The organism is Desulfuromonas acetoxidans DSM 684, from assembly GCF_000167355.1.
Lineage (GTDB): Bacteria > Desulfobacterota > Desulfuromonadia > Desulfuromonadales > Desulfuromonadaceae > Desulfuromonas > Desulfuromonas acetoxidans.
In genome coordinates this window covers 171,933-191,193 of the sequence record NZ_AAEW02000002.1, presented here as the reverse complement: position 1 = coordinate 191,193, position 19,261 = coordinate 171,933, and the positions used below count along the sequence as shown (strand labels likewise).

The 19,261-nt window shown below is 54.0% G+C and carries 17 protein-coding genes; 1 reads left to right on the top strand and 16 read right to left on the bottom strand.

All coding sequences use genetic code 11. The features are described 5' to 3' along the window. Nucleotides 1-453 precede the first annotated feature (453 nt). A complete protein-coding gene (locus tag DACE_RS16940; protein WP_005997979.1) occupies nucleotides 454-3,492 on the top strand; it encodes a bifunctional diguanylate cyclase/phosphodiesterase in 3,039 nt (1,012 codons plus the stop codon). 738 nt (nucleotides 3,493-4,230) lie between these two features. Here the strand turns inward: DACE_RS16940 and DACE_RS02210 are convergent. The 16 genes from DACE_RS02210 to hslV form a co-directional block, all read right to left on the bottom strand. Then, nucleotides 4,231-4,674 carry a DUF2889 domain-containing protein gene (locus DACE_RS02210; protein ID WP_005997977.1) on the bottom strand — a complete coding sequence of 148 codons (444 nt, stop codon included), beginning with the start codon at nucleotides 4,672-4,674 and terminating at the stop codon, nucleotides 4,231-4,233. A 113-nt stretch (nucleotides 4,675-4,787) separates the two neighbouring features. Further along, complete coding sequence (locus tag DACE_RS02205; protein WP_005997976.1) at nucleotides 4,788-6,023, bottom strand: LL-diaminopimelate aminotransferase; 1,236 nt, start codon at nucleotides 6,021-6,023, stop codon at nucleotides 4,788-4,790. Between the two features lie 236 nt (nucleotides 6,024-6,259). After that, nucleotides 6,260-7,063: a 4-hydroxy-tetrahydrodipicolinate reductase gene (gene dapB, locus DACE_RS02200; RefSeq protein WP_040365909.1), complete on the bottom strand. Its 804-nt coding sequence runs from the start codon at nucleotides 7,061-7,063 to the stop codon at nucleotides 6,260-6,262. 104 nt (nucleotides 7,064-7,167) lie between these two features. Further along, nucleotides 7,168-8,043 (bottom strand): 4-hydroxy-tetrahydrodipicolinate synthase, encoded by an 876-nt coding sequence (gene dapA, locus DACE_RS02195; protein ID WP_005997974.1) that lies wholly within the window; start codon nucleotides 8,041-8,043, stop codon nucleotides 7,168-7,170. A gap of 276 nt (nucleotides 8,044-8,319) precedes the next feature. Then, nucleotides 8,320-9,078 carry a fibronectin type III domain-containing protein gene (locus DACE_RS16935; protein ID WP_005997973.1) on the bottom strand — a complete coding sequence of 253 codons (759 nt, stop codon included), beginning with the start codon at nucleotides 9,076-9,078 and terminating at the stop codon, nucleotides 8,320-8,322. Further along, on the bottom strand, nucleotides 9,075-10,463 hold the full coding sequence (argH, locus tag DACE_RS02175; protein WP_005997972.1) for an argininosuccinate lyase: 1,389 nt from the start codon (nucleotides 10,461-10,463) through the stop codon (nucleotides 9,075-9,077). Before argH ends, DACE_RS16935 begins: the two co-directional genes overlap by 4 nt. Before the next feature lie 12 nt (nucleotides 10,464-10,475). Beyond that, complete coding sequence (locus DACE_RS02170; protein WP_005997971.1) at nucleotides 10,476-11,627, bottom strand: hypothetical protein; 1,152 nt, start codon at nucleotides 11,625-11,627, stop codon at nucleotides 10,476-10,478. A 6-nt stretch (nucleotides 11,628-11,633) separates the two neighbouring features. Next, nucleotides 11,634-12,131 carry a nucleoside diphosphate-linked moiety X motif 17 gene (locus tag DACE_RS02165; protein WP_005997970.1) on the bottom strand — a complete coding sequence of 166 codons (498 nt, stop codon included), beginning with the start codon at nucleotides 12,129-12,131 and terminating at the stop codon, nucleotides 11,634-11,636. A gap of 65 nt (nucleotides 12,132-12,196) precedes the next feature. After that, nucleotides 12,197-13,414 carry an argininosuccinate synthase gene (locus tag DACE_RS02160; protein WP_005997969.1) on the bottom strand — a complete coding sequence of 406 codons (1,218 nt, stop codon included), beginning with the start codon at nucleotides 13,412-13,414 and terminating at the stop codon, nucleotides 12,197-12,199. A gap of 53 nt (nucleotides 13,415-13,467) precedes the next feature. Further along, entirely contained in the window at nucleotides 13,468-14,121 is a 654-nt protein-coding gene (locus DACE_RS16930; protein ID WP_005997968.1) for an RDD family protein, read from the bottom strand. A 3-nt stretch (nucleotides 14,122-14,124) separates the two neighbouring features. Then, a complete protein-coding gene (gene argF, locus DACE_RS02150) occupies nucleotides 14,125-15,039 on the bottom strand; it encodes an ornithine carbamoyltransferase (protein ID WP_005997966.1) in 915 nt (304 codons plus the stop codon). Between the two features lie 56 nt (nucleotides 15,040-15,095). After that, the gene (locus DACE_RS18035) at nucleotides 15,096-15,248 is read right to left on the bottom strand and encodes a hypothetical protein (RefSeq protein WP_155808963.1); all 153 of its coding nucleotides are present in this window, start codon (nucleotides 15,246-15,248) and stop codon (nucleotides 15,096-15,098) included. 35 nt (nucleotides 15,249-15,283) lie between these two features. Continuing rightward, a complete protein-coding gene (locus tag DACE_RS02145) occupies nucleotides 15,284-16,489 on the bottom strand; it encodes an acetylornithine transaminase (RefSeq protein WP_005997965.1) in 1,206 nt (401 codons plus the stop codon). After that, complete coding sequence (argB, locus tag DACE_RS02140; RefSeq protein WP_005997964.1) at nucleotides 16,486-17,376, bottom strand: acetylglutamate kinase; 891 nt, start codon at nucleotides 17,374-17,376, stop codon at nucleotides 16,486-16,488. The genes DACE_RS02145 and argB overlap by 4 nt, the downstream gene beginning before the upstream one ends. Nucleotides 17,377-17,396: 20 nt before the next feature. Beyond that, nucleotides 17,397-18,725 carry an ATP-dependent protease ATPase subunit HslU gene (gene hslU / locus DACE_RS02135; protein WP_005997963.1) on the bottom strand — a complete coding sequence of 443 codons (1,329 nt, stop codon included), beginning with the start codon at nucleotides 18,723-18,725 and terminating at the stop codon, nucleotides 17,397-17,399. Continuing rightward, on the bottom strand, nucleotides 18,722-19,252 hold the full coding sequence (gene hslV / locus DACE_RS02130) for an ATP-dependent protease subunit HslV (protein WP_005997962.1): 531 nt from the start codon (nucleotides 19,250-19,252) through the stop codon (nucleotides 18,722-18,724). The genes hslU and hslV overlap by 4 nt, the downstream gene beginning before the upstream one ends. Nucleotides 19,253-19,261 lie beyond the last annotated feature (9 nt).

Sequence of the window (19,261 nt, the reverse complement as noted above, 5' to 3'; positions counted from 1 at the left end):
CAAATTAAAAACCAAACATAAGTGATCTGGATCGCAGGTGTTTTATTAAGCCATTAAAATTATTATTGGAGCCATAAGTAAAACTTGCGGGGGATTTGCCCCGTGAAAAGCTGTGTTTTAGTGAATATTTTTTAAATAAAGGGGGAAAAGGCCCAGAAAAGCACCTGGTTAGACTATTGGAAAGGTTTTTTCTTGGCAAACAGCATAATATAAAAAATATCATTAGTTAATGCACATGTTGCGTTTTTTTGTGATGGCTGGGCACTGGCCAGAGAGGTCTGAAAGACGTTATAATAAATAGCGGATGCCGATCTGTTCTACGTTTTTCCAGGGATGAGCTTATCGACATTCGACTGAGGAATACGCTAAGATTGTGCAGGAAATCTCTTTTTTCGTTAAGCGGAAAGTGCCCTCATGAATGGGGGGCGAGTTGTTTTTTCTGGAGTAATCAGGATGATCTCTTTTTCTTCGACATGGATGTTGGTCATGATTCCGGCCGTGATTCTTTTGGCGACAGCCGTTTTGTTCGGCAGTCGTCATCATGGTTCCCTGCGCCATCTTACCTGGCGCTGGAATCTGCTGTTTATTGTGGCGGCTTTGGGGTTTTTGTCGTTTTATACCTTGCAAACCTACCAGCAGCAGTTTCACCGACGCACGGAGCAGATTGAACAGGAGTTTCTTCAGCAGGCTCGTGATCAGGTTCGTCAGCGGGCGTCGTTTGTTCATGATCTGATTCTCGATGAGAAGAAGGGCTCTGAACAGCAGTTGAAGCAGAGCCTTCGCCAAACGGTGCTCCAGGCCGTTCATCTCGCAGAAACGTTGATAGCGCGCTATCAAAATCAGATGGATTCAGTCGAGCTGACCAGGCTGGTGGTTGAATCCTTGCGGCCGTTGCGCTATCGCAATGGCCGTGGTTACCTGTTTGCTACCCGCCTCGATGGTACCGAGCTGCTGTTTGCTGACCACCCTGAGTACGAAGGACGTAATATGGTGGACATGCAGGATCAGGATGGCGTCTTTTATGTTCGTGAGATGATCCGCTTGTCCCGTCAGAAGGGCGAGGGCTTTGTGTCCTACCGCATCAGTCAACCGGGGGACACAGGATGGCATCATAAAAAAATTGCTTATATCCATTATGTTCCTGAACTTAAAGCATTTATTGGCACTGGAGAATATCTGCAAAGTTTTGAACGCGAGGTACAACAGAAGATTATCGACAAGTTGGACCGGCTGGTGGGAGAAGGGCCGTTGAGTATTTTTGGCGCCAGTTACGAGGGGACTTCACTGTTCGGGCCGGCAAAGGGGAAAAACGTACTCAACGTTCAGGATAATAATGGGATCTTTGTGGTGCATGAACTGATTCGTACGGCAAAGAAAGGGGGGGGCTTTGTACGCTATGAAATGCCGGACTCCCTGGGCAAAGGCCATTATGAAAAAATCAGTTATTGCCTGCCTCTTGAGATGTGGAATTGCTATGTCGGCGCCGGAATCGACTTGAGTTTTGTTCACCAGAACATTGCCTGTGCCCGCCAGGCGTTGATGACGTCACTGCGTTCGCAAATTGCCCAGGGAGCACTGTTTATCGTGGTGCTTGGTTTTATCCTGTGGGCTGTTGGCCAACGGTTATCCCGCTCGATCAAGGATAATGTTACCGTGTTGAATCGCGCTTTGGAGACAGTGGCAGGAGATGGGCGTGAAGTGGAACTGGATGATGTGAAGTTTGATGAATTTATTGCCATTGGCCAGGCTGCCAACCGCATGCTCGAACAGCGGCGGATCGCCGAGGATGAACTCAATGACACTCGCCTGCGGTTTCGCACGGCTTTGGAGCGTGCTCCGCTGATGGTGGCGCTGGTTGATCCTCAGCGCTACATCCTGTTCAGCAATAGTATGTGGAACGATGCTGTACCCATGGATGTCTGTGCTGCTCATCTTGAAGCGCACTGGTTCAGTGAGGCGTCCTGGGTGAAATTCGACACAGCATTCGACCAGATGGTAAAGGGCCGTCTGCAACAGGAGCGTTTTGATATCTGCCTGAAAAACGTCCAAGGGGAAAAACGCTATTACGATATGGCACTGGCGACCATTCAGAATGCCGACGGCGAGAATAGCTCCATTCTAGTGATGGCGCGTGATATTACCGAACGGCGTCAGGCGGAGGAACGTCTTACCTGGCTGGCTCATTACGATGCTCTGACAGGTCTGGCACACCGAAATTATGCCAAGGAACAGCTCGAACAGATGCTCACCGGAGAGGTGGCGGACGACCTGTGGCTGCTAATGTTTGACATCAATCGGTTCAAACGGATTAACGAAGTTTATGGGCATGCCATGGGCGACTTTGTTCTCAAGGAGCTGGCCCAGCGTCTGCAATCACTGCAACCGTCGCCGCGCATTTCAGCGCGACTGAGCAGCAATGAATTTATCATCGTGATCTCTTTGCCCGATGACGAGAGCATTGACGAAACGGTTGAACGGTTCAAAGCTGTTTTATGCGCCCCTTTGCAGTGTAACGACAACCGCTTGGTTGTTGATACGCGTATCAGTGGTGTCTGCTGTCATCAGGTCGAGGATGCCGCAGAGTTGCTGCATCGAGCCGATGTTGCGTTGCGCGAGGTGAAAGAAGGGCGCCACACCCAAGGATTCATGGTTTACGACGAGCGCCTCGACCAGATTTACCAGGAAAACGAATTGCTGGAAAAGGCCCTGCGCCTGGCATTGCAAAGCCCGGAACAGTTTCAGCTGCATTTTCAGCCGATCTGGTCGTTAAACCCACAACACTTGAAAGGGTTTGAAGCCCTGGTGCGATGGCAACATCCCACCTTTGGTCTGATCTCTCCGGCACGATTTATCCCTCTCGCGGAACAACGTGCGTTGATTGTGCCTCTCGGACAGATTATTTTTAAACGGGCTTGTGAGACGCTGGCGCAGTGGCTGAAGCGTTATCCGACGGTGCAGCAGGGCATGGTGCGGCTATCGGTGAATATGGCACCACAGCAGTTTGTGACGGAAAATTTTATTGAAGAGATTGAAGCGACGTTAGAGCTGTGGAGCTTGCCTCCCGAGATACTGTGTATCGAAATTACCGAAACCAGTCTTATGGAGGATCCCGAACTAGCGATTCAGAGAATACGCGCTCTCAAGGAGATGGGCATTGCCATCTCTATCGACGATTTTGGCACTGGCTATTCGTCACTGAGTTATTTGCAACAGTTTGATGTCGATATCATCAAGCTGGATCGCTCGCTGGTCGTTAATATTGCCGAAACCCATTCAGCCCAGCGGATTATCGATGCCGTAGTGCGCCTCGGCCATGACTTGGATTTGACCATTGTGGCCGAAGGTGTGGAGACCTTTGATCAGCTCCAACAGTTGCGTAAACTCAATTGTGATGCGATTCAAGGCTATCTGACCGGCAAGCCGTGTCCCATTGAAGGGGTGCATGACTGGCTCAGTGCGCCGGAGAAGTTTCCGTTGAGTCGGCTTGATTAAATGATGATTGTCCTGTGTGGTTGGCGTTGATACCGTCGTGGCTTGAATGACATATTTAGGTCTACACGTTCCGTTTGGTGCTCAATAACAAACCTCGGCAGGGTGGGCACTGCCCACCCATTTAACAGGTGCCACGAAAGAAGTAGGGCGCTGCGTTAAACCGTTATCACCGTTTTACACTAGAGATGATGAGTTGCACGATTCGACGACCTAAAGGGCGGCGAGCCGGATCTGTGAAGCATCACGGAAACAGACGCATTGTCGGTTGGTCCAGGTTCAGGAGGTATCCAAGCTGGTTTTTGCATACTTTTGAGCGGCTAGTCAAAAGTATGTCGGCTGCCGGGACGAGACCCGGCGACCTTGACTTTGATCTTGATCTTCAGTGGTTCGCAATTCGGAACAAATCACGCTGGCGAACATCATCCGTTCGCAATTCTGGTACGCACGTGACGTGGGCTTCCGCGCCCACACGTCGGGCCCCTTTTGCGTCGACAAAAGAGGCGTAAAATCGACTCCCGTCATTGCCCCCTGCGGGTTCCCTCTCTTCATTCTCTTACATCGCGATGTCGGCAAAACTCGCTGACGCTCAAACAGGTTGCCGACGACCATCGCGCTGACGTTCATTGCGTTCGGTGCTGCTGAACGGGAGGGCTGGGGTGCGAAATAACATACTATTGTAGGGGGGAACCACTGCTAAATCAGAAATGCAGCGCTAAGCGAAGAAAAAGGAACTGCGGGTTATTTGCAGTTGGGTGGAAAGCCTGCGCAAGTACCTTGCAGATTTTGTTGCATCAGTTCCAGAGCCTGTTCGTCAGATTCGCAGTCCTGACTGACCCGGGCATTAATGGCCAACGGCAGCAGACCGAGCATCATGGTGCGCAGATTGCCACATCCTTCACTACCGCCCAGGCGCTCGCGTAGTTGTTCACTGAGGCCTTTGCCAATGGTCAGCCCTTCCAGTCTGGAAAAACGCTTCTCCGCCTGAGAACAGAGCGGTGATGGGCTGCGGTGGAACTGTACCGTTGCTGTGCGGATCTCCAACGTGTCCGGTGTCGTGGTCAACACGGTTTCAATGTCGTGCAAGCGATCTTCAAGGTGGGCTTTAAGGATAAAATCACCCTGCTGGGGTTGTTGCGAAATGGAATAGTGCACTGTTCGTTGAAAGTCGGTTTGTCGTGACACCGGTGTGATCCTTGTCGTAAGAGTGGTGAGCTGGTTGTGCTGTTATGCTGAAAAACACAACAACAGGACGACCAAGAGCCGTCCTGTTGTTGATTGGTGCGATTACGTGGGGTTTATTTGCCCCATTTCTGCCGAATCCGCTTAACCGCTTCTTCGACATTTTCCCGCTCGCCAAAGGCGCTGAGACGGAAGTAGCCTTCACCACTGGGGCCAAAGCCACTGCCCGGAGTTCCGACAACGAAGCATTCGTTGAGCAGCTTGTCAAAGAAATCCCAGCTGGTCATACCTTCCGGAGTCTTCAGCCAGATATAAGGAGCGTTAACACCGCCGTAGCAGGTGATGCCGGCTTCCTGCAGACCTTCACGGATGATGCGTGCGTTTTCCATGTAATAGGCGATGATCTCCTGAACCTGCGCCCAGCCTTCGTCAGAGTAGACAGCGGCAGCCGCTTTTTGTACCGGGTAGGACACACCATTGAACTTGGTGCATTGACGACGGTTCCACAGTTGGTTGAGAGAAACTTTCTCGCCGTCGGCTGTGCTGGCCATCAGGTCGTGGGGAACCACGGTCAGGCCGCAGCGAACTCCAGTGAAACCCGCAGTCTTGGAGAAACTGCGAAATTCGATAGCGCACTTCTTGGCCCCGTCGATTTCATAGATGGAGTGGGGAATGCCCGGCTCGGTGATAAACGCTTCGTAGGCGGCGTCAAACAGGATGACGGCGTCGTTGTCCAGCGCATAATCCACCCAGCTTTTCAGCACCTCTTTGGTGGCGACAGTACCGGTGGGATTGTTGGGGAAGCACAGGTAGATAATGTCGACTTTCTCACTTGGGAAAGCCGGTGCAAAGCCGTTTTCCTCGGTGCACGGCATATAGACGATTCCCTCGTAATAACCTTTTTCATCGGCTTTGCCGGTACGGCCGACCATGACATTGGTGTCGTTGTACACCGGATAGACAGGATCGCCGATGGCCACCTTGCAGCTCAAATCGAAGATGTCGAGGATGTTGGCACTGTCGCATTTTGAGCCGTCGGAGATGAAGACCTCAGAGGCTTCCAGCTCGACACCAAGGGGCTTGTAGGCTTTGTCGATGATGGTTTGGGACAGCCAGCTATACCCTTGTTCCGGACCGTAGCCGTGGAAAGATGCACCTTTGGCCAGATCATCAACACCGTCATGGAACGCTTTAAGAACAGCGGGAACCAAGGGCTTAGTGACATCACCGATGCCGAGACGGATCACTTTATCGTTGGGATGGGCATCAGCAAACGCGGTAACTCGGCGGCTGATTTCAGGAAACAGGTATCCCGCTTGAAGTTTGAGATAGTTGTCGTTTAAACGTGCCATGGAAAATCATGTCCTCCTGAGGGCGAAAAGACAGAGTGCAGAACCGGTCGCCCAACTGCCGGTTCCGATCAGGGTAATTCGTGATGTTTTTTGTAAAGGCGTTATTGATCTGAAAGTTTTTCGTGGATCCAGTCCCCGGCGTGTTGCATATCGCGGTAGAGTCCCCGTGATGTTTCGCAGCCGCTTAACAGGATAATGGCCACTGCAGCCATGATGGCAATAGATCGGGACATGGGTTATTTCAGATCGAGAACATCCTGCATGTCGTACATGCCGGGAGCCTTGTCTTTGATCCATTGACAGGCGCGCGCCGCCCCACGGGAAAACATTTCACGGCTCATGGCGCGGTGAGTGATCTCAATGCGTTCACCCATGCCGATAAAGTAGACCGTGTGCTCACCGACGATGTCACCGCCACGCACTGTCTGCATGCCGATCTCCTCCTTGGTGCGCTCGCCGCACATCCCTTCGCGATGGTAGTTGGCCACTTTGTTGTAGTCGCGGCCCAACGCATCGGCGACCACTTCACCCATGCGCACTGCAGTGCCGGAGGGGGAATCTTTCTTTTTATTGTGGTGCAGCTCCACCACTTCAACATCAAAGCCGTCACCGAGAATGTTGGCCGCTTCTTTGAGCAGTTTGAAGCAGGCATTAACGCCGACACTCATATTTGGTGCCAGCATCACGGCGATGTTGCCGGTGGTATCGGCCAGTTGTTGACGTTGCTCCGGAGTGAATCCGGTAGAGCCGATCACCATGTTGGTCTTCACTTTGGCGCAGATTTCGGCATTGGCCAGGGTAACGTCGGGAAATGTAAAATCGATAAGGACGTCTACTGCTTTCAGGGAGGCTTCAAGCTGGTCGCTGATCAGCACATTCAGAGCACCACAACCCGCCAAAATACCGGCGTCCTGGCCAACCATAGGGTGGCCTGGGCGTTCAATGGCTGCGGCGAGGGTGATTCCTTCGGCGTCGGTAACCGCTTTGATCAGATGGCCGCCCATGCGACCGGCGGCTCCTGTGACTGCAATCTTCAGCATAAAACTCTCTTTCGTAACGTTTGAATCGGGTGAATACAGCATATCCGGGGTCGCGGGCGACTCCGGATATGCTGATGAATCAGTAATTGTTGTAATTGTGAGACTTACAGCAGTCCGTAACCTTGCATGACCGTTTTGAGCGTTTCAAGGCTGGCCGGCTGCAGGTCGCACAACGGCTGACGTATGGTCGGCTCGCATTTACCAAGCAGGGAAACCGCCGTCTTGACCGGTACCGGGTTGGACTCAATGAACATGGCGTTATGGATGTCGAGCATCTTCAGATGCATGGCGCGGGCGTCATCCCAGCGATTTTCCTCAATCGCTGTCACCATGGCTTTAACCTCTTTGGGCATGATGTTGGCGGTGACGGAGATGATCCCCTTGGCACCACATGCCATCAGCGGCAGCGTCAGGAAGTCGTCGCCGGACAGCACATCGATTTTGTCGCCGGCCTTGCTGATAATTTCACTGGCCTGAGTCACATCACCGGACGCTTCTTTGATGGCAACGATATTGTCGATCTCTGCCAGACGGATGGTGGTGCCCGGCAGCATGTTCATACCGGTACGGCCGGGAACATTGTAGAGAATTTGCGGCAGGGCCACTTCTTCAGCGATGGTCCTGTAGTGCTGATAGAGACCTTCCTGGGACGGCTTATTATAATACGGGCTGACCAGCAGTAAACCGTCAGCACCCATCTCTTTGGCGTGACGGCTCAGTTCGGTCGCTTCAGCCGTGGAGTTGGATCCGGTGCCTGCGACAACCGGAACGCGGCCATTGACCTGATCGATGCAGGCACGGATCACCAGATCGTGTTCCTCGTAATTGAGGGTTGCGGATTCACCGGTGGTGCCACAGGGCACGATGACGTCAGTGCCGTTTTCAATTTGAAATTCAACCAGTTCACGAAATTTGTCTTCATTGACGGAGCCATCACTGTTGAACGGGGTGATGATGGCGACCATGGAACCTTTAAACATGTTGTCCTCCTCCAGACAAACGAGAATGCATAAAGAGCCTTTTGTCAAAGGCTCGTGGAGCCCATGGATGGGCAACCAAACAGCCGAGTTCGTTTACGACTCGGCGATTTTGAGAGCTTTTCAAAACGATGCTTTTAAAAGCGTTTTTGCCAAAAGCCAAGGAGGGCTTTTGGCAAGGACTGCATAAATAAACAGGCGCAAAAACAACCTGATAACATAACTGACTGCTAAAGTAAAGTTACTCTGCCGTGTGGCACAGCGCAATTTCGCTGCTTATCAGGGCCGTTGCGGCTTCAGGTTGATGGGTGACGACAGCGGACTTTCCAAGCGTTGGTCGGCGAGGTCAATGACGGTGCGCACGGCATACGTATACAGCGTGCCGTTATTCACTTGGAAATCCTCATACGCGGTTTCAATCACCGGTGTGTCATTGAGAGGCTGTGCGGCAAAGTAGTTGTCGCCGCTACGTCGGTAGATGTTGTAGCCGACGATGGTCACACCTTGGCGTGATTCTTCTGCCGCCGACCAGCTCAAGCGTACCTGTTTGTCGAGTGCTTCTCCGCTCACATCCATGGGCGGGTACGGCGCGCTGTAGCAGGGGCGGTGGATCAGAATTTCGGCACCGGCATGCCCCTCGATCGTTATTGGAACGATACGATAGCGAAAGCCGACCTCCTCTTCGATGCCACTGTCCCACACAAAGATCCGTTTGCTGTTGCGGTTGGTGCTCTGGTAGTAGGCCAGATCCACCTGGCGCAGCAGGTTCTTGGGCGGACGACACTCCGGGCAGCCTTTGGCCAGGTTGTAATCGGAACGGTAGATGTCAAAGCCCTTTAAGTTGTTCAGCGGGCTGCCGTCCTGGTTGGTGGTCGGGATGTCCCAGGCCAGTAGCAGGGCGTTGCCTTTCTGATCCAGAGTGGCGTTGTTCACCGCCGAGGGCAGGGCTTTTTGTAACGGTTTGACCGGTCCAACCTTGCCGCAGGCCACAAGCAGGGTCAGGCAGATCATAATGGTCAGGCCGTGTCGCAGCTTCATGAGGTTGTCTCCTGGCGTTGCTGGCGGGCACGGGCGATCTCCGATTCGACAGCGCTACGTGCGGTTCCGCCGGTGGCGCGGCGGGCATTGACTGATGCTTCAAGGGTAACGAAGTTGTAGATGTCGTCTTCGATGGCATCGCTGAACTGCTTGAATTCGTCGATGGTCAGCTCGGGAATATCTTTGCCGTTCTCAATGCAGTAACGCACGGTTTTGCCGACGATCTCGTGGGCATTGCGGAACGGGATGCCTTTGGTGACGCAGTAGTCGGCCACGTCAGTGGCCGTGGAGAAACCCCGTGCTGCGGCAATGCGCATGTTGTCGGCTTTAACACCCATTTCAGCGATCATGTCGGCAAAGATTTTCAGGCTGCCTTTAACGGTGTCGATGCTGTCGAACAGGGGTTCCTTATCCTCCTGCATGTCCTTGTTATAGGCCAACGGCAGTGATTTCATCAGGGTCAGCAGGCTGATCAGGTTGCCGTAGACACGGCCGGTCTTGCCGCGCACCAGTTCCGGGACATCCGGGTTCTTCTTTTGCGGCATGATTGAGCTACCGGTGCAGAACGCATCCGTCAGTTCGATGAAGTTAAAATCAGCACTCGACCACAGAATCAGCTCTTCGCTCAGGCGTGACAGGTGCATCATCAACGTGGCGGACGCGGCGCAGAATTCCAGGGCGAAATCGCGGTCGGACACCGAATCGAGGCTGTTGCGGGTCACGCCGTCAAAACCGAGATCTTTGGCCACGGATTCACGGTCAATGGGAAAGGTGGTTCCGGCCAACGCGCCGGCACCGAGCGGCAGGACGTTCATCCGTTGCAGGCAGTCGTTCATGCGGCCGCTATCACGCATAAACATCTCATAGTAGGCCAGCATATGATGGGCAAACAGCACCGGCTGCGCGGTTTGCAGATGGGTATAGCCCGGCATGATGGTGTTGAGGTTGGCCTCGGCCTGATCGAGCAGCGCACCCTGCAGTTTATCGAGATAGGTGAGGATCTCTTTCATCTCGTCACGCAGATAGAGGCGGATATCAACGGCAACCTGGTCGTTGCGGGAGCGACCGGTGTGCAGCTTTCCGCCCACCGAGCCGATTCGCTCAATGAGACGTGCCTCAATGTTCATGTGGATATCTTCCAGAGCCACGGAAAACTCAATGTTGCCCGCTTCCATGTCGGTGAGAATATCCTGAAGCCCGGCACAGATCTGCTGCGCTTCATCAACGGTGATGATCTCCTGACGACCCAGCATGCGGGCGTGAGCCATTGAGCCCTGGATGTCGTAACGGTACATGCGCTGGTCAAAGTCGATGGAGGCAGTGAACTCCTCGACAAATTTATCGGTAGGCTGGGTGAAACGGCCACCCCAGAGTTTTTCGCTCATATGTTTGCTCCTTTAAACAGTGTCCGTATCAACCGGACTGAAATTGATCCGCTGCCAGCCGCCGGAGGTGTCCGGGGCGAAAATGCTGTGAACCTTGAGTGGCATGCGCGTGGTGCGCGGGTCAAACTCATGGAACACCGGTAAGTTAAAATAATACAAACGCGTCTCCGCGCCAAAGCGTAATCGGCACACCGACAGACCGCCAAAGGTGTCGACGGAAAATTCGTCAAGTTTGCGCGGAGCCATTTTGTGGTTTTTGTGAATGATCACCGACGAGTGGCCGAAGGTGTCTTGCGCAGAGAGTTCCGGTAGGCTGTCGCGGGTCGCTTCGGCGCTGTTGCAGAACACGGTGATGGTTTCGCGGACTCCCGGAGCCGAGGCCAGGTATTCACCATAAAAACCGTTGATCACATCACGGAAGGTGGTGTGCTCCGGCTTGGGGTTGCATTCGAGAATCGCCAGAAAATCCAGATGCTGCCGGGTTCTGAAAAACAGTTCATTGGCGTGCTGAATCACCGTACTGATATTCGATTGGTAGATGGTGCGGTAGATGTAATCGAAGCAGATCATCGCCATGAAATTGAATCCGGTTGCTTCACTGTGAAACAGTGGGAAAACTTTGCCGTGGTAGAGGTCGTGATTGTCGAGGCTCTCTTCACCGGCAAACGGATGGCTTTTTGCCTGAAAAAACACCCGCATCCGCCGATCCGATTCTTTCACGACGATGGCGGCCCAGTTGACGCGTAATTCATCGATCTCGCCACTGTTCCGATCGGTCTCAATAGCGTCTAACATCTCCTGATTGTCGTCAGCATAGGCTTCGACTAATCGGGTAAAAGCGTGCAATGGCATGTGTTCCATGCCGAACATGGTAACGGTGTTGACGCAAAACTGCTGGTCGATGATGGTCAGAGCTTCATCAAGATAGTCCACCGGCAAAGTCGCTTCCGGGAACAACAGGAAATGGAGCTTTTTCAGATTTCCCGGGCCCGTGGCGACCAGATCGAGTACGGAACGTATCCGCTGCCATTTTTGGGCACTGATCTGTTCTGGATACTCTTCCTGGTCAAAGCGGATATGGTTCGGCAGTTGGCCGATCATACAATGAAGATGGTGTCCGAGTGGAAAATCGAGCTGAACCGTTTTGTCAACGATGGTGAACATGCCGCTCTAGCCTTTTTCCACAGGGCAGACGCCGGGAATTTCACAGTTGGCCAGATCTCCGGGTGGCTCAAGGTGGCTCCAGGCCAGTTGTGGATGGAGCTGGGCGAGAATATGGCGGCAGCCGGGGGGCACGTCAATCTTCGGCAACTGCTCCGGCGCAAACCACACCGCTTCACTGAGCTCATCCGGATTGATGGACAGCTCAAAACTCTGCGGCGTGGCGCGGTAATAGAGGATGATGTAGTGGTCGCGCCGTTCTCCAACGGTAACGTGTTCATAGACGTCGATCAGGGATTCAACCGTGACTTCAAGACCGACCTCTTCCTGGACTTCCCGTTTTAATGCCGTGTGGATCGGCTCACCGTGATCAATTTTTCCGCCCGGCATCACCCATTGACCGAAAAACGGCGGAATGTTGCGCCGGGTCAGCAGGATGCGCTGCTGTTCGTCGACAATACAGGCGACCACAGAGGTCTTGATCTGTTTTTGTAACGGATAGTCCATGGAACCTACACAAAAAACGGGAAAAGCCGGGGCCGCAACGGACCCCGGCTTGCAGGATCGTGCGGTTACGCTTTTTTGTTCATCATGCTGCGAATGCGCAGACGCAGAGCGTTGAGCTTGATGAAACCTTCGGCATCCGCCTGGTTGTACACTTCATCCGCCTCAAAGGTGGCGAATTCAACATTGAACAGGCTGTCGGTGTCCGACTTGCGTCCAACCACGCGGCAGTGGCCTTTGTACAGTTTGACGCGCGCCATACCGTTAACGGTTTTCTGGGTGTCATCGATCAGCGTTTGCAGGGCTTCACGCTCCGGGGCGAACCAGTAACCGTTGTAGACCATCTCCGCATAGCGCGGGATCAGTGAATCACGCAGATGCATCACTTCGCGGTCCATGGTGATGGACTCAACGCCGCGATGAGCTTCTTCGAGAATAGTGCCGCCCGGTGTTTCATAGACGCCACGGCTCTTCATGCCGACGTAACGGTTTTCCATCAGGTCGATACGACCGATGCCGTGCTTGCCACCCAACTCGTTGAGCTTGGCCAGCAGGTTGGCCGGGGACAGTTGTTCGCCGTTGATGGCGACCGGGTCACCATTTTTGAACTCGATCTCAACGAATTCCGGTTGGTCCGGGGCATCTTCGGGACGAGTGGATAGGACGTACATCTCCTCCGGTGCTTCTGCCCAGGGGTCTTCAAGAATGTCACCCTCAAAAGAGATGTGCAGCAGGTTGCGGTCGCTGCTCCAGGGGAATTTCTTGCTGGTCGGTACCGGAATGCCGTGCTTCTTGGCGTAGGCCTCCAGAGCACTGCGGCTGTTGAGATCCCATTCGCGCCATGGTGCGATGACATGGATACTCGGATCGAAGTGGTAGTAGCCCAGCTCAAAACGGACCTGGTCGTTGCCTTTGCCGGTGGCGCCGTGGGATACCGCATCAGCGCCTTCGGCGAGGGCGATCTCCATCTGCTTTTTGGCGATCAACGGACGGGCAATGGATGTGCCGAGGAAGTAACGGCCTTCGTAAATGGCGTTGGCGCGGAACATCGGGAATACGAAGTCGCGGACAAACTCTTCGCGCAGATCTTCGATAAAGCATTTGCTGGCGCCGGTTTTCTTGGCTTTCTCAGGGATGAAATCGAGTTCTTCACCCTGACCGAGGTCGGCTGCGAAAGCAATCACTTCACAACCATATTCTTCGACCAGCCATTTGAGGATGATTGAGGTGTCCAGGCCTCCGGAGTAGGCGAGGACCGCTTTTTTGATAGTGCCTTTTTTTTGCATGAGCGTCTCCTTGTGACACAAAACAGTGACGGTGGTGTTCACCGCCTGTGGAATTATACTTTAATAACCCGGGTTCGGGCCATCAGGTCGTGCAGACCACGCTTGTCGGCACGGAACGCGACCATCAGGTAGCCGATACACAACAGCACCCCGGAGAAAAACTTGCCAATGACTTCACGAACAAACGCCTGACCGTAGCCGACACCGCCGCCATCGTTATGGATGACCTTGATACGCAAGGCCATTTTGCCCGGCGTCTGGCCATTGTAGCCGGTGAAAAAGACATAATAAGCGATTGACAGGACCATACCCATGGCCAACATCAACAGGGCCACCGTGGGGTCCGCTTCCGGGTCCATGGTGCCGCCGAGAACCATCTGCATGCCAAAGCCCATGCCGAAACCGATGACTTGTAGCAGCACTGAATCGATAATGGATGCCAGAACACGAACCCAGAAACCCGCTGGAACATCCTCCATCGCCGTTGTGGTCGCCGGTTGAGCGACGGGTGGTGTCGGAGGAACGGGTGCCGTTGTCGGCATGGTCGCATCTTCTGTCAGCAGTGGTTCTTCCTCAATGACAACGTTGGGTGCCTCAAGGGTGAACTGTTCAGAACATTGCGGACAGGTCACCTTGGCCGGTAACGGCGGCAGTTTGTCGTCGGCAATCTCTTTGCTGAACTGACAGTGTGGACATTCAATGTTCATCGCTTACTCCTTGTTCATCAGGGTGGCCATGATCGCTTTCTGGACGTGAAGGCGGTTTTCCGCTTCATCAAAGACCACCGAATGGCGACCTTCGATAACGTCGTCGGTAATCTCTTCGCCGCGATGTGCCGGCAGGCAATGGAGCACCAGGCAGTCACCATCGGCGGCATCAATCACTTCGGCATTGATCTGGAAGCCAACAAAATCTTTTTCGCGCTGCAACTGTTCCTGCTCCTGGCCCATGCTCGCCCATACATCGGTATTCAGCACATCAGCACCCCAGGCGGCTTGCAACGGATCATTGGTGTAGGTGATCTTGGCACCCAGTTGTTCAGCCCGTTCAATCACCGAGGTATCCGGCTCATAGCCTTTCGGCGTGGCCACGCGCAGCTCAAATCCGAGCACAGCCGCGGCATTGATCCACGAATGGGCCATGTTGTTGCCGTCGCCGATCCAACAGTAGACCTGATCTTTGTAGCTGCCTTTGTGTTCCAGAACCGTAAACAGGTCGGCCATTACCTGGCAGGGGTGATAACTGTCGGTCAGGGCATTGATCACCGGCACATCGGCATAACGGGCCAGCTCCTCGATCCCCTCTTGGGAGAAGGTGCGGATCATGATGCCGTCAACGTAGCGTGACATCACTCGCGCCGTGTCTTTGATCGGTTCTCCGCGGCCAAGCTGGGTGTTGCTTGATGACAAAAACAATGCGTGACCACCCAATTGGTACATGCCCACTTCAAAGGAGATGCGGGTGCGGGTGGAACTCTTCTCAAAAATCATTCCCAGGGTTTTTCCGGCCAGCAGCGGATGGGCAATGCCTTGCTTCTGTTTGTCCTTGAGCTCTTTGGTCAGAGCAAAAATGGCATCAAGCTCTGCAGCCGTCCAGTCGGTCAGACAGAGAAAATGGTTAGTCACAATAACACTCCTGTTTATGGGGCCATCGCCTGGCGGCAGCCCGATCAGTGAACCGCTTAGCGGTTATAGTTGGGACGATCTCCCTCGTAATATTTATACGGTGCATGATACTTGCCGCGACTTGGTGCAAAATGATTCCAAATCAGGGCGGCAATCACCAGCGAAAGGATAATAATCGTTCCGATGATGGCTTCTCTGGATGGTTTCATTGACTCCTCACTAGCTTAAAAGTCATGCCGTGTTGTTATCTGTTTTTCTCCACCTCGCTCAACACCTCGCCAAGGATCGTCATGGCCTGGTCGATCTCTTCGCGGCTGACGATCAATGGCGGCACGAAACGCAACACGCTGCCGGCAGTGCAGTTGATCAACAGCCCTTTGGCCATGGCTTGTTTGACGATGTCCGCACCGGGAGTCTCCAGTTGCAGGCCGAGAATCAAACCACGACCACGCACGGCTCCGGCGAAGGAAAACCGGCTGCTCAGTGCTTCGAGTTGCTCACGCAGATAATCACCCATGGCCACGCAGTTGTCGAGCACGCCGTCATCAAGCAGACAACGCATGGCGGCGACGGCAGCGCTGGTCATTAGCGGGTTGCCGCCAAACGTGGAGCCGTGCGTACCAGGGACAAAGGTTGCGGCGACCTCTTCAGTGGCGACCATGGCACCGATGGGCGGACCGCCGGCCAGAGCTTTGGCCAGAGTCATAATGTCCGGAGCGATCTCGTCGTGTTGATAGGCGAACAGGGTTCCGGTACGACCGCAGCCGACCTGAACCTCGTCAAATACCAGCAGCAGGTCCTGCTCATCGCACAGTTGACGCACCGCCTTGAGGTAGCCTTCAGGTGGGACATTGACGCCGCCTTCACCCTGAACCGGTTCCAGCATGACCGCACAGGTGTTGGGGCTGATGGCACTACGCATGGCGTCGATATCGCCGAACGGCACATATTTGAAACCGGGAACCACCGGAGTGAACCCTTTGCGTACGGCGTCCTGGCCGGTGGCACTGATGGTGCCGATGGTGCGGCCGTGGAACGAGGCCAGCGCGGTGATCACTTCAAAGCGGTTTTCACCGTGCTTTTCAGCGCTGTACTTGCGCACCAGTTTCATGGCCGCTTCGTTGGCTTCAGCCCCAGAGTTGCAGAAGAACACCCGGTCGCCGAAAGAGTGCTCGCAGAGAATCTCCGCCAGCTCAATCTGGCTTGGAATATGGTAGTAATTCGAGCAGTGGATCAACGTTGCCGCCTGCCGCTGCAGGGCCTCAACCACTTTGGGATGACAATGGCCCAGGTTGTTGACCGCGACACCGGCGAGAAAATCGAGATATTTGTTGCCATCGGCATCCCACAGCCAGCAGCCTTCGCCTTTCACCGCAACCAGCGGGTAGCGGCCGTACGTGGTTGTAATATGCTGATCACCGCGGGTGATCCAGTCTTGTGATGTGCTCATCGTTTAAACCTCGCTACAGCGGTGCCGATCCCTTGGTCGGTAAAGATTTCCAGCAGACAGGCATGTTCCATGCGGCCATCGATAATGTGGGCTTTTTTCACCCCTTCCATCACCGCATCGACACAGCAATTGACTTTGGGGATCATGCCGCCGCCAATGGTGCCATCGTCTATTAAGCCGGGAACTTCATCAATGTCAATGGTCGAAATCAGCTCGCCCTGTTTGTCTTTGACCCCTTCAATGTCGGTAAGCAGAATCAGCTTCTCGGCATGCAGGGCTCCAGCCACTCGACCGGCAACCAGATCGGCGTTGATATTATAGGTTTCACCGTTGACACCAACACCCACCGGAGCAATGACCGGGATAAAGCTGCTCTCCTCAAGGGCGGTGAGGACCGCCGGATTGATGGAAGCCACTTCGCCGACCATGCCGACATCGATGATTTCCGGAGTCAGAGTGTCTGGATTGATGCGTTTCATCTCCAGCTTGCGGGCGGTGATCAGGTTGCCGTCCTTGCCGGACAAGCCAACCGCTTTGCCGCCGAAGTGGTTGATGTTGCCGACGATCTCTTTGTTCACCTTGCCGCCAAGCACCATTTCGACGACGTTCATGGTTTCGTGATCGGTGACGCGCATGCCCTGGACAAAGTCCGTTTCACGGCCCATCTCCTTAAGCACTTTGCCGATTTGTGGTCCACCACCGTGGACGATGACCGGATTAAGGCCGATCAGCTTGAGCAGGATGATGTCGTTGGCAAAGCTCTCTTTAAGGTGCTCTTCGACCATGGCATTGCCGCCGTACTTGATGACAATGGTTTTATTGTTGAAGCGCTGGATATACGGCAATGCCTCGACCAGCACTTTGGCTTTATTGATAATTTCCTGCATGCTTGAAACCCTTTCAACCGCTAGAGAATAAAGCGGGACAAGTCTTCGTCACCAACGATATCACCAAGACTTTCCCGGACCTGAGCCACGTCAATGGTCAGGGTTTTCTCGTTCATTTCCGGAGCGTCAAAAGAGAGCTCTTCGAGCAGTTTCTCCATGATGGTGTGTAAACGACGTGCACCGATATTTTCTGTCTGTTCGTTGACTTGGGCGGCCGTGCGGGCAATTTCGTGAATTGCCTCGCTGGTAAAACTCAGGGTGATGTTTTCTGTGGACATCAGGGCCTGATACTGGTTGACCAGCGAATTTTTCGGCTCGGTGAGGATGCGAACAAACTCCTCCTCACCCAGATTGTCCAGCTCAACGCGGATTGGAAAGCGCCCCTGCAACTCCGGGATCAGGTCCGATGGCTTGGCCACATGAAATGCTCCGGCGGCCACGAACAGTATGTGGTCGGTTTTGACCGCACCGTACTTGGTGTTCACGGTACTGCCTTCAACAATGGGCAGAATGTCGCGTTGTACGCCCTCACGGGACACTTCCGGTCCTTGACCACCGTCTTTGCTCGCCACTTTGTCGATTTCATCAATAAAGATGATACCACTTTGTTCGGTGAGGTCACGGGCTTGTTGTTGGACATTGTCCATATCGACCAGTTTTTCCGCTTCCTGATCAATGAGAATCTGGCGTGCTTCGCTGACGGCAATGCGGCGGCGCTTGGTTTTCTTCGGGAACATGTTGCCGAACATCTCCTTGATGTTCAGGCCCATATCTTCAGCTCCCGGTGGCGTTAACACCTCCATGGCCGGAATGGTGCTCTCCTCGGTTTCCAGTTCGACAAAACGGTTATCCAGCTCACCCATGCGCAACAGGCGGCGTAGTTTGTCTCGGGTCGAACTGCTGCTGTCGTCTTCGCTGTCGAGGTTTTTGCGCTCCCCGGGCAGCAGCAGGTCAAGCAGCTTCTCTTCAGCGCGCTCTTCTGCTTTGAGACGGACCTTCTTGGCTTCCTGTTCGCGTACCATGATAATAGCCAGTTCCACCAGGTCGCGCACCATGCTTTCGACATCGCGGCCAACATAGCCGACTTCGGTAAATTTGCTGGCTTCGACTTTGATAAATGGTGCCTGGGCCAGTTTGGCCAGTCGCCGGGCAATTTCGGTTTTACCGACGCCGGTGGCACCGATCATAATGATATTCTTCGGCGAGATCTCGTCGCGCAACTCCGCTGGGACCTGTTGACGTCGCCAGCGGTTGCGCAGGGCGACAGCCACGGCACGCTTGGCGCCGCGCTGGCCGATGATGTAACGATCCAGCTCCGAGACAATCTCCCGCGGGGTAAAATTGGTCATGACAATGTTTCCATACTGATGTTGTCGTTGGTGTAAATGCAAATCTCTGCCGCAATGGTCAGTGCCTGCTCGGCAATTTGCTCCGGCACCATGTCGGTGTTGCGCAACAAGGCGCGTGCTGCCGCCTGGGCATATGGACCACCGGAGCCGATGGCAGCAACGCCATCGTCGCTTTCAATAACGTCGCCAACGCCGGAGATAACCAGAGTCTGGTCGCGATCGGCGACGAGTAACAGAGCTTCAAGGCGGCGTAATACACGGTCATTGCGCCAGTCTTTGGCCAGGGCTACGGCTGCGCGGGCCAGTTGGCCGCGAAACTCCTGCAGTTTGGCCTCGAACTTTTCAAACAGAGTGAACGCATCTGCTGTACTGCCGGCAAAGCCAGCGATAATCTGATCGTTGTGCATGCGCCTAATTTTACAGGCACCGTGTTTCATGACGGTATGTCCCAGCGTCACCTGACCGTCTCCGGCCAAGGTTACTTGGTCATCCCGGCGAACACAGACGATGGTGGTTCCTCGAAACATGTTGTTGTC